13 protein-coding genes and 1 other annotated feature are annotated in these 14332 nt (G+C 37.3%); all 13 genes read right to left on the bottom strand.

The features are described 5' to 3' along the window. Nucleotides 1–53: 53 nt before the first annotated feature. Nucleotides 54–3665, bottom strand: a complete 3612-nt coding sequence (gene rpoC / locus KM885_RS09515; RefSeq protein ID WP_216883863.1) for a DNA-directed RNA polymerase subunit beta' — start codon at nucleotides 3663–3665, stop codon at nucleotides 54–56. Between the two features lie 91 nt (nucleotides 3666–3756). Beyond that, on the bottom strand, nucleotides 3757–7299 hold the full coding sequence (rpoB, locus tag KM885_RS09510; RefSeq protein ID WP_204798447.1) for a DNA-directed RNA polymerase subunit beta: 3543 nt from the start codon (nucleotides 7297–7299) through the stop codon (nucleotides 3757–3759). A 445-nt stretch (nucleotides 7300–7744) separates the two neighbouring features. Further along, nucleotides 7745–8350 (bottom strand): class I SAM-dependent methyltransferase, encoded by a 606-nt coding sequence (locus KM885_RS09505; protein ID WP_216883862.1) that lies wholly within the window; start codon nucleotides 8348–8350, stop codon nucleotides 7745–7747. Nucleotides 8351–8480: 130 nt separating this feature from the next. Further along, complete coding sequence (gene rplL / locus KM885_RS09500) at nucleotides 8481–8846, bottom strand: 50S ribosomal protein L7/L12 (RefSeq protein WP_047185913.1); 366 nt, start codon at nucleotides 8844–8846, stop codon at nucleotides 8481–8483. A gap of 51 nt (nucleotides 8847–8897) precedes the next feature. Then, nucleotides 8898–9398: a 50S ribosomal protein L10 gene (gene rplJ / locus KM885_RS09495; RefSeq protein WP_047185914.1), complete on the bottom strand. Its 501-nt coding sequence runs from the start codon at nucleotides 9396–9398 to the stop codon at nucleotides 8898–8900. A 52-nt stretch (nucleotides 9399–9450) separates the two neighbouring features. Then, nucleotides 9451–9600: a sequence feature (ribosomal protein L10 leader region), on the bottom strand. 49 nt (nucleotides 9601–9649) lie between these two features. After that, nucleotides 9650–10342: a 50S ribosomal protein L1 gene (rplA, locus tag KM885_RS09490; RefSeq protein ID WP_047185915.1), complete on the bottom strand. Its 693-nt coding sequence runs from the start codon at nucleotides 10340–10342 to the stop codon at nucleotides 9650–9652. A gap of 179 nt (nucleotides 10343–10521) precedes the next feature. Next, entirely contained in the window at nucleotides 10522–10947 is a 426-nt protein-coding gene (gene rplK / locus KM885_RS09485; protein ID WP_047185916.1) for a 50S ribosomal protein L11, read from the bottom strand. A gap of 152 nt (nucleotides 10948–11099) precedes the next feature. After that, nucleotides 11100–11633: a transcription termination/antitermination protein NusG gene (gene nusG / locus KM885_RS09480; protein ID WP_060668153.1), complete on the bottom strand. Its 534-nt coding sequence runs from the start codon at nucleotides 11631–11633 to the stop codon at nucleotides 11100–11102. Nucleotides 11634–11788: 155 nt separating this feature from the next. Further along, nucleotides 11789–11956, bottom strand: a complete 168-nt coding sequence (gene secE / locus KM885_RS09475; RefSeq protein ID WP_060668154.1) for a preprotein translocase subunit SecE — start codon at nucleotides 11954–11956, stop codon at nucleotides 11789–11791. Nucleotides 11957–12002: 46 nt separating this feature from the next. Continuing rightward, nucleotides 12003–12152 (bottom strand): 50S ribosomal protein L33, encoded by a 150-nt coding sequence (rpmG, locus tag KM885_RS09470; protein WP_083452522.1) that lies wholly within the window; start codon nucleotides 12150–12152, stop codon nucleotides 12003–12005. Nucleotides 12153–12244: 92 nt separating this feature from the next. Next, a complete protein-coding gene (gene sigH / locus KM885_RS09465) occupies nucleotides 12245–12901 on the bottom strand; it encodes an RNA polymerase sporulation sigma factor SigH (RefSeq protein ID WP_216883861.1) in 657 nt (218 codons plus the stop codon). Between the two features lie 169 nt (nucleotides 12902–13070). Next, nucleotides 13071–13586 (bottom strand): NYN domain-containing protein, encoded by a 516-nt coding sequence (locus KM885_RS09460; RefSeq protein WP_216883860.1) that lies wholly within the window; start codon nucleotides 13584–13586, stop codon nucleotides 13071–13073. Next, nucleotides 13586–14332, bottom strand: coding sequence for a 23S rRNA (guanosine(2251)-2'-O)-methyltransferase RlmB (rlmB, locus tag KM885_RS09455; RefSeq protein ID WP_216883859.1), 747 nt, complete (start codon nucleotides 14330–14332; stop codon nucleotides 13586–13588). The genes KM885_RS09460 and rlmB overlap by 1 nt, the downstream gene beginning before the upstream one ends.

The raw sequence follows: 14332 nt of genomic DNA, 5'->3' as shown, positions 1-14332 counted from the left end.
ATGTCTATTTTTTTTGGTGCTTCCTAACAATTATTCCTTTTTGGTTAGATTAATTATTGTACTATTTCCGTTTCTATCTCTTCTGAAACTTCTTCTTCAGGTTTATCTAATATTGGTTTAATGCGACGATATTGTTGCATCCCTGTACCCGCTGGAACGAGTTTACCAATAATAACATTTTCTTTAAGTCCAAGTAATTCATCACGTTTACCTTTAATCGCAGCATCTGTAAGAACTCTTGTCGTTTCTTGGAAGGATGCAGCTGATAAGAATGAATCTGTTTCAAGAGATGCTTTCGTAATACCAAGTAATACTGGTCTACCTGTTGCAGGGTTACCGCCGTCAAGTAACACAGATTTGTTCGCTTCTTTAAATTGATGTAACTCAAGTAACGAACCTGGCAATACATCCGTATCTCCCGAATCAACAACTCTAATCTTACGTAACATTTGTCGTACCATTACTTCAACGTGTTTGTCGCCAATTTCTACCCCTTGCATACGATATACACGTTGAACTTCGCGTAGAATATAAGCTTGAACACCTTCTACACCTTTAACACGTAATAAATCTTTCGGATCAATGGAACCCTCTGTCAATTCTTGCCCAGCTTCTACTGCGTCACCTATAGATACCTTAAGTCTAGCATTATAAGGTACCGCATAAGAACGCTGTTCCACATCGCCTTGGATAACAATCTCTTGTTTATCTTTGTTTTCATTTATCTCTAGGACACTACCGTAAATTTCAGTAATAACCGCTTGTCCCTTAGGATTACGTGCCTCGAATAATTCTTGGATACGAGGTAAACCTTGTGTAATATCATTACCTGCTACCCCACCTGTATGGAATGTACGCATTGTTAACTGTGTACCTGGTTCCCCGATAGATTGTGCTGCGATAATACCCACAGCTTCACCCACTTCCACATCAGAACCTGTAGCAAGGTTACGTCCATAACATTTTTGACATACACCGTGTTTAGTATTACATGTAAATGCTGAGCGGATAGTAACCTTTTCAATACCTGCTTCAACAATTTCTTTAGCTTGGTCTTCTGTCATTAACTCATTCTTGTTAACTATTACCTTGCCAGTTTCAGGGTGTTTAACAGTCATAAATGCAGTACGTCCTATTAGTCGGTCAATTAATGGTTCAATAACTTCGGTACCATCAACTAATGCTTCTACCTCTAGTCCGCGATCCGTTCCACAATCTTCCTCGCGAATAATAACGTCCTGTGCAACATCTACCAAACGACGAGTTAGATATCCAGAATCCGCAGTCTTAAGCGCGGTATCAGCAAGCCCTTTAAGTGCACCGTGAGTTGAAATAAAGTATTCCAATACCGTTAACCCTTCACGGAAGCTAGATTTAATCGGTAGTTCAATAATCTTACCAGCCGGGTTAGCCATTAGTCCACGCATACCAGCAAGCTGTGTAAAGTTAGACGCGTTACCACGTGCACCCGAATCACTCATCATGAATATTGGGTTTCGGTTACTTAGGGATTCCATAAGTTTAGCTTGGATCGTATCCTTTGTAGTGGTCCAGATAGAGATAACACGGTCATAACGTTCCTCTTCTGTAATAAGACCACGACGGAATTGTTTTAGCACTTTATCTACCTTTTCTTGTGCCTCATCTAAGATTGCTTGTTTTTCAGGTAATACTACAATATCAGCGATACCTACTGTCATCCCAGCTTTTGTAGAATAGCTGAAACCCAAATCTTTCATTCGGTCAAGCATTTTAGATGTTTCTGTAATTTTATATCGTTTAAATACTTCCGCAATAATGTCTCCTAAGAAACCTTTCTTAAATGGTTTAACTAATTCACGATTCTTAATTTCATCTTTAATATTTGTTCCCATACTAACAAAATAATTCTCTGGAGTTTTTTCCTCTAGATTCAATCGTGTTGGTTCGTTTATAAACGGGAACGATGCTGGTAAAATTTCATTGAAAATTAGTTTTCCAACAGTAGTTAGCAATAACTGGCTATTTTGTTCTTCAGTGAAAGTTTGGTTGTTTAAACTTGAAGCCTTAACCGCAACTCTCGTATGAAGGTGAACATAACCATTTTGATAAGCTATCCTTGCTTCATTGATATCTTTAAATACACTACCCTCACCAACTGCATTTTCACGTTCAAGTGTTAAGTAGTAGTTACCTAATACCATATCCTGGGACGGTGTAACAACCGGTTTTCCATCCTTTGGATTAAGAATATTTTGAGCCGCAAGCATAAGAAGTCGTGCCTCAGCCTGTGCTTCAGCTGATAGTGGAACGTGAACAGCCATTTGGTCACCATCAAAGTCCGCATTGTATGCAGTACATACTAGTGGATGCAAACGAATTGCTCGACCCTCAACCAAAGTTGGCTCAAATGCTTGAATACCTAATCTATGCAAAGTCGGTGCGCGGTTTAGTAATACCGGATGTTCTTTAATGACATCTTCAAGCACATCCCATACATCTGGATGAACGCGTTCGATTTTACGCTTAGCTGATTTAATGTTATGAGCTAGACCTCTTTCCACTAACTCTTTCATTATAAATGGTTTGAATAATTCTAATGCCATCTCTTTAGGAAGTCCACATTGATACATTTTAAGGTGAGGACCAACAATAATAACAGAACGTCCAGAATAGTCTACACGTTTACCAAGAAGATTTTGACGGAATCTTCCTTGTTTCCCTTTCAACATATGAGACAGTGATTTAAGTGGTCTATTACCTGGTCCTGTGACAGGACGTCCCCTTCTACCATTATCAATCAAGGCGTCAACAGCTTCTTGTAACATACGTTTTTCGTTTTGCACAATAATGCTTGGCGCACCTAAATCTAATAGTCGTTTCAAACGATTATTACGATTAATAACACGTCGATATAGATCATTTAAATCAGAGGTTGCAAAACGTCCACCATCAAGTTGTACCATCGGACGAATTTCCGGTGGAATGACAGGTAGAACATCTAGTACCATCCAATCAGGTTTATTACCTGAATTACGGAATGCTTCTAATACTTCTAGTCGTTTGATTGCTCTAGTACGACGTTGTCCTTGAGCAGTTTTTAACTCTTCTCTTAGAGTTTCCACTTCTTTTTCTAAATCAATATCTTGCAATAATTTACGAATTGCTTCCGCACCCATTTGTGCCTTGAATGTATTGCCGTATTTTTCATAATATGCTCGATATTCTTTTTCAGAAAGAAGTTGTTTTTTCTCTAACGGTGTACTTCCTTGATCAGTCACAATATAGGCAGCAAAGTAGATTACTTCTTCTAGCGCTCTTGGCGACATATCTAATACTAGACCCATACGGCTAGGAATTCCTTTGAAATACCATATATGAGATACAGGTGCAGCTAATTCAATATGCCCCATACGTTCGCGACGCACTTTAGATTTGGTGACTTCAACTCCACAGCGATCACAAACTACACCCTTATAACGTACACGTTTGTATTTACCGCAATGACATTCCCAGTCTTTTGTTGGGCCAAAAATACGCTCGCAGAAAAGGCCATCTTTCTCCGGTTTTAACGTACGGTAATTTATGGTTTCTGGTTTTTTAACCTCACCATATGACCAAGAGCGGATTTTTTCCGATGAAGCTAAGCCAATTTTCATATACTCAAAATTATTTACATCTAGCAAGGAGCCTTCCTCCCTTTTAATGTGCGTTTTTTCATCCAATTTTCAAATAGAGAATTGATGGTATGATGAACCATCAATTCTCTTATATATTCTATTTTCCTTCTACTTCAACTTCCAAGTTCAGTTTACTAGCAGAGTGGGTATCATCTTCTTCTAAATCACGCATGTCGATTTCGTCTTCATGGCTGTTAAGCATTTTAACATCCATACCAAGACTTTGTAGTTCTTTAATTAAAACTTTAAACGATTCTGGTACACCAGGCTCAGGGACGTTATCGCCTTTAACAATGGATTCATAGGTCTTAACACGGCCTACAATGTCATCCGATTTAACTGTTAGGATTTCCTGTAATGTGTATGCAGCACCATAAGCTTCTAAGGCCCACACTTCCATTTCTCCAAACCGTTGTCCACCGAACTGTGCTTTACCACCAAGTGGTTGTTGCGTTACTAATGAATAAGGTCCAGTTGATCTCGCATGCAGCTTATCATCGACCATGTGAGCCAATTTAATCATATACATTACTCCGACAGAAACACGGTTGTCAAAAGGGACACCTGTTCTACCATCATAAAGTACGGTTTTCGCATCTCTTGACATGCCAGCCTCTTCTAGGGTTTCATATACATCTTCTTCTGTTGCACCATCAAATACTGGTGTAGCAACATGAATGCCTAAAAGTCTAGCTGCCATACCTAAGTGAAGCTCAAACACCTGTCCGATATTCATTCGCGATGGTACACCTAGTGGGTTTAACATGATATCAACAGGCGTTCCATCTGGTAAGAATGGCATATCTTCTTCAGGTAATATTTTGGAGATTACCCCTTTATTACCGTGTCGACCAGCCATCTTATCTCCTTCATGGATTTTACGTTTTTGCACAATATACGCACGCACCAATTGGTTTACTCCAGGTGGTAACTCATCGCCGTCTTCACGGTTAAAGATTTTAACATCTAATACTATACCGCCTGCACCATGTGGAACACGCAAGGATGTATCACGTACTTCACGCGCTTTTTCACCAAAGATAGCATGCAATAATCTTTCTTCTGCAGATAATTCCGTAACTCCCTTAGGCGTTACTTTCCCAACTAGGATATCCCCATCAGTAACTTCAGCACCAACACGGATTATTCCATTCTCATCCAAGTTCTTCAATGCATCTTCACCGACGTTAGGAATATCACGAGTAATTTCTTCAGGTCCCAGTTTTGTATCACGAGATTCGGATTCATATTCTTCAATATGAATAGATGTGTAAACATCGTCCTTTACAAGCCTTTCACTCATGATGATCGCATCTTCATAGTTGTAACCTTCCCATGTCATGAAAGCAACTAGAACGTTTTGACCTAATGCCATTTCTCCGTCTTGCATAGATGGGCCGTCTGCTAAAACTTCACCCTTTGTTACACGATCGCCTTCTTTAACAATTGGGCGCTGGTTAATACATGTTCCTGCATTCGAACGAATAAATTTTTGAAGTTTGTATCGATCTAGATCACCTTGAACTTCTTTCCCGTTCACTTCAGATACACGACGCACAAGCACTTCTTTCGCTTCAACTCGTTCTACAATCCCCTCATGCTTACAAATCAATGCAGCACCTGAGTCTTTACCATTCACATATTCCATTCCCGTACCAACAATTGGTGCTTGTGGTTTGATTAACGGCACTGCTTGTCGTTGCATGTTCGCTCCCATAAGGGCACGGTTTGAGTCATCATTCTCTAAGAAAGGAATACACGCCGTTGCAGCAGATACAACCTGCTTAGGGGAGACATCCATATAGTCTATTTTCTCTCGATCAACAACAATGTTTTCCCCTCTAAATCTTGCAATTACTTCATCGTTTTCGAATATATTCTCCTCATTTAAAGGAGCGTTTGCTTGAGCGACAATGTAATTATCCTCTTCGTCAGCAGTTAAATAATCAATTTTATTCGTAACTTTACCAGTATCTGGGTCAACTCGACGATACGGAGTTTCAATAAATCCGTAATCATTCACTTTTGCAAAGGATGATAAAGAGTTAATTAGACCGATGTTTGGTCCTTCAGGTGTTTCGATAGGACACATACGACCATAGTGTGAATAGTGAACATCTCGCACTTCCATACCAGCACGCTCACGAGTCAAACCACCAGGTCCTAATGCAGATAGACGACGCTTGTGCGTAAGCTCTGCCAATGGATTCGTTTGGTCCATAAACTGAGATAACTGGGAACTACCAAAGAACTCCTTAATAGAAGCAATTACTGGTCTAATATTAATTAGCTGTTGCGGCGTTACACTTGACGTATCTTGTATGGACATTCTCTCACGGACTACACGTTCCATACGAGAAAGTCCAATACGGAATTGGTTTTGTAATAACTCACCAACGGATCGCAACCTACGATTACCTAGGTGATCAATATCATCTGTATCCCCAACTTCATGAAGGAGATTAAAGAAATAACTAATTGAGGCTAAGATGTCAGCTGTTGTAATATGCTTCGTATCTTTGTCAACATTACCATTTCCGATTACATTAAGTACTCTTTCTCCACTTGGGTCTGTTGGGTCAATGATTTTCACCGTTTGCAAAGTGATTTCATCATCTAGAACCCCATCATGTGGTTGAAACGTGTTTTCGCCAAGCATATTTTCAGTACGTTCTAAATATGGAATTAACTTATTCAATAATTTACGTTCTAATCGGTCGCCTTTTTCAGCTAAAACTTCACCAGTTTCCGGATCAACTATTGTTTCAGCTAAAACTTGGTTAAATAAGCGATTTTTTATATTAAGCTTTTTATTCATTTTATAACGACCTACATGTGCAAGATCGTAACGTTTCGGATCGAAAAATCTAGAAACTAGTAGACTTTTAGCGTTTTCCACTGTTGGTGGCTCACCAGGACGTAATCGCTCATAAATCTCGAGCAAGGCCTTTTCAGAAGTCTCTGTATTATCTTTTTCTAATGTATTTTTAAGGTAATCATTTTCACCAAGTAAATCTATGATTTCCTGATCGGTACCGAATCCAAGTGCACGTAAAAGTACAGTTATTGGCAATTTTCTTGTACGGTCAATTCGTACATGGGCTACATCCTTAGCATCCGTTTCAAATTCAAGCCATGCGCCTCGATTCGGGATAACTGTTGCTCCAATACCGCGCTTACCATTTTTATCGATCTTATCATTAAAATAAACGCTTGGAGAACGTACAAGCTGAGATACAATGACACGTTCAGCACCATTTATAATAAATGTTCCTGTATCAGTCATTAATGGGAAGTCTCCCATAAACACTTCTTGTTCTTTTACTTCACCGGTCTCGTTATTAATTAAACGAACCTTCACACGAAGGGGAGCATTATACGTAACATCTCTAGACTTTGACTCATCCACATCATACTTCGGCTCACCTAAACTATAATCTACGAATTCAAGTGATAAATTTCCTGCGAAATCCTCAATAGGAGAAATATCCTTGAACATCTCTCTTAATCCTTCTTCTAAAAACCAATCATATGAAGAAGTTTGAATCTCAATTAAATTTGGTAGCTCTAATACCTCATTAATACGTGCATAGCTCCTACGTTTTCGGTGCCGTCCATATTGAACTAGTTGACCTGCCAACTGCTTCACCCCTTAAATAATACGTTTTGTAGAAGTTAATTCTACTATTTTACAAAGGCATGTATATATATAAAACACAGCCAATCAAAAATTGGATATGTTTTGACACAAGATTCACACCTCATAACAATGAGGTTTATAGAAATGCTTTATAAAACAGAAATATGTAGCCACCTATCTATTAGAGCGTATGATCTATAGGATGAAAACTATAACCCCTCTAAAGTTGTAACCTTTTTCGCAAATAATAGTTTACAGATAGATTGATTAAACGTTATAATAAGAAAAAGTAAAAGTAATATTTTCTTTAAAAACCCCGTTTACCTTCCATTATAACAGTTTTTCCTATCATCCATTAATTATACATATTTATTTTATAAAGATCCCTTGACATAAAAATCCCATTATTAGCATCTTCCAATGTTAACACAAGAGGCCTGTTTGGTCAAACATTTATTGCCTTAAAAATATAATAACCTTTATCCCTGGCCATGATATCTACCTCGCCAAATAGCGTTTCAAGTTTCTTTTTCGCCGATGGGGCTCCTTGCTTCTTTTGAATTACCACCCACAACTCGCCATTCGGAAGTAAAACATCTTTTGAATCTCCAAACATATCGTGAACAAGCTTTTTTCCAGCTCTAATTGGAGGATTCGTTATAATAGAGGCGAACTTTCGATCCTTAACATTTGTTGTACTATGACTTTGGATAATTTCAGTGTTATTCTCCACATGATTTTCCATAGCATTTCTTTTTGCTAATTCCAGTGCTCTATTATTAACATCGACCATAATAACATTACGTTTTTGGAAGCTTTTAGCTAAGGAAATACCTATTGGGCCATAGCCGCATCCTAGATCTAAAAAATCACCATCAATTGAAGGTTCGTTAAAGGTTTCAATTAGTAATCTAGAACCGAAATCTACTTCACTTTTTGAAAAGACGCCTATGTCGCTAGTAAAAGTAAATTCCTTTTCTCTTAAATTATATTTCCAAGTCTTTGGTGAACTTTTTGATTGAGGTTGTTGTGAAAAGTAATGCTCTGACATTCGGCACCTACTTTACTAATATAATAGCGTAAGTCCAGTTCTTATTTGGACTGAAAAACAGAAGAATTTATTATAGTTGAAAAGAGCTCGGTCGAATATCGACGAGCTCTATTATTTTTATATACTTTAATTATTTAACTTCTACAGATGCTCCAGCTTCTTCAAGTTTAGCTTTAACTTCTTCAGCTTCATCTTTAGAAACGGCTTCTTTAACAGCTTTAGGAGCGTTATCTACTAGATCTTTAGCGTCTTTCAAACCAAGACCAGTGATTTCGCGTACAGCTTTAACAACTTTGATCTTAGATGCTCCAGCACTTTCAAGTACAACATCAAATTCAGTTTTTTCTGCAGCAGCGTCTCCGCCTGCAGCTGCGCCTGCAACAGCAACTGGCGCTGCAGCTGTAACTCCAAATTCCTCTTCGATTGCTTTAACTAAGTCGTTCAATTCTAAAACAGTCATTTCTTTGATCGCGCTAATCATTTCTTCTTTAGTCATGATATATTGCCTCCTAATTTATAATTTAATATATTTATTATTTTCCAGTTATTAAGCACCTTGTTCTTCTTTTTGTTCTGCAACAGCTTTAGCCGCATAAGCAAAGTTGCGAATCGGTGCTTGTAGTACGCTAAGCAACATAGAAACCATACCTTCGTAGTTTGGTAGGTCTGCAAGTTCGTTGATTTGATCAAGAGTAGCAATTTTACCTTCGATGATGCCACCTTTAATCTCTAAAGCTTCATGTTCTTTGCCGAATTCCTTTAAAATTCTAGCAGGAGCAACCGCATCATCATTACTGAATGCTAGAGCAGTTGGTCCAACTAAAGTTTCGTTTAGTTCACTTAGTTCAGCTGCATCTGCCGCACGACGAGTCATAGTATTTTTATATACTTTGAATTCAACTCCTGCTTCACGTAATGTTTTACGTAATTCAGTAAGCTCACTAACGTCAAGTCCACGATAATCCACAACTACTGTAGTTTGGCTATTACGGAATTTATCAGTAATTTCCTCTACTAGTTGTTTCTTTTGTTCGATAATACCAGACATTGTTCCACCTCCCAATTATTCTCATATACCGTAGCTATAGTTAATCTAGAGCGATCATATCGAAAAAGCCCTCATGTAGACATGAGGGCTTTTTATTACAAACGTAAATTATCCATTCCAGAAAATTTGTTTATAAAAACCTCGGTAGGATCATTAAGCTTTATATAGCCCCTACTGTCTACGGTATAACATATTATTTTATAACAACGGAAGTTATTATAACAAACCCATAAAAGGATGTCAATAACTAATTAACGAAAATCAGAAACATCTACTCTGATTCCAGGTCCCATTGTAGATGAGATAGAAACATTCTTCAAGTATGTTCCTTTTGCAGATTGTGGTTTAACTTTAACAATCTGTTCTACTAATGCTTTGAAGTTATCAGCTAGTTTTTCATTATCAAATGAAATTTTACCGATTGGAACATGAATATTTGATGATTTATCTACACGATATTCGACTTTACCAGCTTTAATTTCATTAACTGCTTTTTCTACATCAAAAGTAACTGTTCCAGTTTTAGGGTTTGGCATTAAACCTTTAGGTCCTAATACACGTCCTAATTTACCTACTTCTGCCATCATATCTGGAGTAGCAACGATAACATCAAACTCGAACCAACCTTGGTTGATTTTGTTAATGTATTCAGCATCTCCAACATAATCAGCGCCTGCAGCTTCAGCTTCTTTTACTTTATCGCCTTTAGCGAACACTAGTACGCGTTGTGTTTTACCAGTACCATGTGGTAAAACCATAGCACCACGGATTTGCTGGTCTGCTTTCTTAGGGTCTACCCCTAAACGAAACGCTACTTCAACTGTTTCATCAAATTTAGCTTTAGCAGCATCTTTTGCTAGTTGAACAGCTTCTGTAATTTCATAAGATTTACTACGATCAATAAGCTTTGTAGCTTCTTGATACTTTTTACCTCTTTTAGCCATTATATTTCCTCCTCTATTGTGGTTATAACGGTAATACCTCCCACTTATAAAAGCGTGATAACTTTTATAAATCGTGTGATCGTTTTATCACACTCACGAAAAAGGTTGCGATTTATGGCAATACTCGCAACCCTATACCGTATTAAAAAATCACTCTAGTAGTTTAGCGACCTGCTAGATTAGTCTTCAATAACAATTCCCATACTTCTTGCAGTACCTTCAACCATACGCATCGCTGATTCTACATCAGCTGCATTAAGGTCAGGCATTTTTGTTTCTGCAATTTCTTTTACTTTATCGCGTTTAAGCGTAGCAACTTTATTACTATTTGGTTCACCTGACGCTTTATCAATTCCAGCTGCTTTTTTAAGTAATACAGCTGCAGGTGGAGTTTTAGTGATAAATGTAAATGAACGGTCTTCAAATACTGTAATTTCTACAGGAATTATTAGACCTGCTTGTTCTTGTGTACGCGCATTAAACTCTTTACAGAATCCCATAATGTTAACACCTGCTTGACCTAATGCTGGTCCAACTGGTGGCGCTGGATTAGCTTTACCTGCTGGGATTTGCAATTTAACTACTTTAATTACTTTTTTAGCCACGAGACACACCTCCTTAAAGTCCGTGATGTGGTAATAGGGGTAATATGTCCCCTCCCACTCATATTAAACACTCATACTCAGAGTGTGAATTAACATAGGAATTTTATCATGAATAATAAAATAATGCAAGGTTTTGTCTAAACAATATATAACTATAACTTTTCTACTTGAGAGAAGTCAAGTTCAACAGGAGTCTCCCTACCAAACATATTCACATGGACTTTGATCTTTTGCTTATCAATGTCAATGTTTTCAATGGTTCCTGTGAAGTCAGTAAATGGTCCTTCTTTCACACGGACATTTTCTTGCAATTCGAAGTCAACTTCAACACGAGTTTCGTCAACACCCAACTGTTTTAACAGAGTATCTACTTCTTCCGGTAAAAGAGGTGTAGGCTTAGATCCATGTCCACTTGATCCAACAAACCCAGTTACTCCTGGGGTATTACGTACAACATACCATGAGTCATCTGTCATGATCATTTCTGTCAAAACATACCCAGGGAAAAACTTCTTTTTCACTACTTTTTTCTTACCATTTTTAATTTCAGTTTCTTCCTCTTCTGGTACAATGACACGAAAGATTTTTTCTTCCATGCCCATTGTTTCAACACGTTTTTCTAAATTCATTTTCACTTTGTTTTCATATCCTGAATACGTATGAACTACATACCATTGTTTCTCCATTAAACTAGGGCGACTTAGCCCTTCCCTCCCTTAGATACTTTTAGAATTTTATGCAATTTAAAAAACCCGTTTTTTTGCGGGTTTTTGCGTCATCATTATTTATCATTAATTATTAACATTATAACATAATTATAACATAATTATTCAAAAGGTTACTAAAGGAGATTTAATCCTAAAGATATTAACTGATCTATAACCATAAAGAATATGGACATTAACACTACAGTAGTAACGACTATAATTGTATAGTTGATTAATTCTTTCCCTTTAGGCCAACTAACCTTCTTCATTTCTCTCGAAACATTATTTAAGAATTTAAACAAAGTTGTACCCCCCTACTCTACCAAATGCATTCACTAAAGAACCCATTTATTTCGTCTCGCGATGCAATGTGTGTTTTCCACATATCTTGCAAAATTTGCGTACTTCTAAACGAGTAGATTTTGTTGATACATTTTTATTAGTTGAATAGTTTCTACTTGAACATATTGCACACGCTAGAGTAACCTTTTTGTTCATATTTTCACCTTTATACTGAAGTTTCTCTTCTTTTAAATGTAGCACGGCATACTACATGATGTCAATAAATCAACATATTACACATACATTAATTATAGCTTAATCTCAATTTCATTAGATTCTAATAGCTGTTCTAACTTTTTCTTCACCCGCTGAAGCGCATTGTCAATTGACTTCACATGCCTTTTTAAATCTATAGAAATCTCTTGATAGGTTCTACCATCAAGGTATAATTGAAGTACTTTCTTCTCTAACTCGCTAAGTAGTTCAGATAACTTCAATTCCATATCTCCCATTTTTTCTCTATTAACCAATAATTCTTGCGGATCACTTGCTTTTGAACCCTCAATAATATCCATTAAAGTACGCTCTGACTCTTCATCATAAATAGGCCTGTCCAAAGAAACGTAAGAATTTAGCGGTATATGTTTTTGCCTTGTAGCAGTTTTAATCGCAGTAATAATTTGACGAGTAATACAAAGCTCTGCAAACGCTTTAAAAGAGGTTAGCTTGTCCTCATTGTAGTCACGAATGGCTTTATATAAACCAATCATCCCTTCCTGTACAATGTCCTCTTTATCCGCTCCAATAAGAAAATATGTCCGTGCTTTTGCTCGTACAAAGTTTCTGTATTTTTGTATTAAATAGTCAAGAGCATGACTATTCCCCTGATGAATTAGAGCTAAAATTCCTTCATCATCAAGCAAGTGTATGCTTTTATTTTCTTCTTCTAATCGCTCGATATTCAAGAAAAAAGCCCTCCCAATCCCACACAGTGCACTTTAAAGAACATTATACAGTCCGTTTAAACAAGCGTCAATACTCGTTCCGGGTGATTTTTAAAATATATAGAAAAAACGAAAATGACTAAAAATTATTCGACCCTTTTCGTATTCTGTCGACAATATTCCGCAATACCTACTCGGAAAACTCCCCTCTTCTCATTTTTTCGAACTTGTTTAAGATAGATTCATCCAACTCGATTTTCGTTTGAGGTTTGATTTGTTTATGACTTTCAACATTTTCTTTAATTTGCCGTTCAACATCTTTTAGTTCAATATATAATTCGCGCGCTGACTTTCTTAATGCACCTTGCGCAAAAATGGTACGTTGCTCTGTATAGTCTGAGGTTGCCACATATACTTGAGTTTTAACGTTCTTTAGTTTTTTCACTAATTTTTCAATACATTCGTCGGCTGTTTCCTTTTCTTTGGTGTAAATTATTTCAACGTTGAATTCCTGTAACTTACTTTCAATACCTCTAACATAGTAAGCGTCAAATACAACGATGACTCGATATCCCGAATATGACTGATACTCGGCCATCAACTCAATCAAGCGATCCCGTGCTTGACCTATGTCTTTATCCTTTAATTGCTTTAATCCGTCCCATGCCCCAATAATATTATACCCATCTACTACAACGATAACCATTAGTGCTCTCCCATTGGATGCCGTCTTCGATATACTTCATATAGTAATAGACCACAGGCTACAGAGGCATTTAATGAGGAGACCTTTCCTCCCATTGGAAGACTCACGGTCCAGTCACATTTCTTTTTAACTAATCTACTAATCCCTTTTCCTTCGTTGCCTATAACAACCGCAATTGGTAAAGTGCCATCTAACTTTCGGTAATCTTCTGTTGCTTCTGCTTCTGTACCGACAACCCAAACATTCTCTTCTTTTAATTCATCAATTGTATTTGCGATATTTGTCACTCTTACCACGGGAATATGTTCCATTGCACCAGCTGCTGTTTTTGCCACAGTTGCTGTTAGCCCAACAGAACGTCGCTTCGGAATGATAACACCATGAGCCCCAGTGGCATCTGCTGTTCTTAATATAGATCCCAAGTTATGGGGATCTTCTAATTCATCCAATATGATAAAAAAAGGTTCCTCTCCTTTGTTTTTAGCATTTTGAAACAAATCATCTAATGTAGCATATTCGTATGGCGCCACATAAGCTATCACTCCTTGGTGATTACCGGAATTAATTTGATCAAGTTTCGTCTTCGGTACTTTTTGAATAATTGTACCTGCTTCTTTTGCTAATTGTTTTAGCTTCCCTTGTACATTTTGATTTAAATGTTCTGATATCATGACTTTATTAACAGATCTTCCCGTTTTCAAGGCTTCCATAACGGGGTTTTTTCCCATAATAATTTCTTGATCCAT

Origin of the sequence: Oceanobacillus caeni (assembly GCF_019037185.1) — a bacterium.
GTDB lineage: Bacteria > Bacillota > Bacilli > Bacillales > Amphibacillaceae > Oceanobacillus > Oceanobacillus caeni.
The sequence above is the reverse complement of the archived record's forward strand: the minus strand, read 5'-3'. Positions and strand labels throughout refer to the sequence as shown.

Coding starts and splice junctions, on each gene's coding strand:
- rpmG (WP_083452522.1), bottom strand. CDS start 12,152: ATGAACAAAAAGGTTACTCTAGCGTGTGCAATATGTTCAAGTAGAAAC.
- rplL (WP_047185913.1), bottom strand. CDS start 8,846: ATGACTAAAGAAGAAATGATTAGCGCGATCAAAGAAATGACTGTTTTA.
- rplA (WP_047185915.1), bottom strand. CDS start 10,342: ATGGCTAAAAGAGGTAAAAAGTATCAAGAAGCTACAAAGCTTATTGAT.
- nusG (WP_060668153.1), bottom strand. CDS start 11,633: ATGGAGAAACAATGGTATGTAGTTCATACGTATTCAGGATATGAAAAC.
- rlmB (WP_216883859.1), bottom strand. CDS start 14,332: ATGGATCAAGAAATTATTATGGGAAAAAACCCCGTTATGGAAGCCTTG.
- rplJ (WP_047185914.1), bottom strand. CDS start 9,398: ATGTCTGGTATTATCGAACAAAAGAAACAACTAGTAGAGGAAATTACT.
- KM885_RS09460 (WP_216883860.1), bottom strand. CDS start 13,586: ATGGTTATCGTTGTAGTAGATGGGTATAATATTATTGGGGCATGGGAC.
- KM885_RS09505 (WP_216883862.1), bottom strand. CDS start 8,350: ATGTCAGAGCATTACTTTTCACAACAACCTCAATCAAAAAGTTCACCA.